The sequence below is a fragment of the Thiomicrorhabdus heinhorstiae genome (assembly GCF_013391765.2).
Classification (GTDB): Bacteria; Pseudomonadota; Gammaproteobacteria; order Thiomicrospirales; family Thiomicrospiraceae; genus Thiomicrorhabdus; species Thiomicrorhabdus heinhorstiae.
Genome location: NZ_JACBGI020000077.1, coordinates 1 through 417, shown reverse-complemented (window position 1 = coordinate 417; position 417 = coordinate 1). Strand labels below are relative to the sequence as shown.

Here is a 417-nt window from a genome sequence, read left to right as displayed (position 1 = left end):
AAGTTATGTGGCATCATCAAATGAGCATCTTGCCGGATTTGATTGCCACCCATGAAGCGGCTCAAGCGAAATCTTGGATTTGGCAAAGAGCCGCTGAAATTGCGTATCAGTCTGAGTTACAACAGCAACTTAAACACGCCAGTAGAACAGACCAAAAAGTAGAGACCGAATCGCCGCCGGTTTTGCTGCAAGCCGCTTTTTGTATTGATGTGCGATCGGAAGTCATTCGTCGTGCTTTAGAAGCGCAAGATTCTCGAGTTGAAACACTGGGCTTTGCTGGCTTTTTTGGATTGCCAATTGAGTATCAACCGGCAGGCACCGATGTGTCTCGTCCTCAGTTACCGGGGTTGTTAAAATCAGGCATTAAAGTCACGCCGGTGATGACGAAAGTGTCTAAAGGCGCAACCAAACAAGCCT

Annotated in this window: 1 protein-coding gene; it reads left to right on the top strand. The window is 47.5% G+C overall.

Annotated features, from left to right (window positions below; all coding sequences use genetic code 11):
* Window positions 1–20: 20 nt before the first annotated feature.
* Window positions 21–417: putative inorganic carbon transporter subunit DabA (locus H8792_RS12440; protein ID WP_228767126.1), on the top strand; the 397-nt coding region annotated here is incomplete at its 3' end.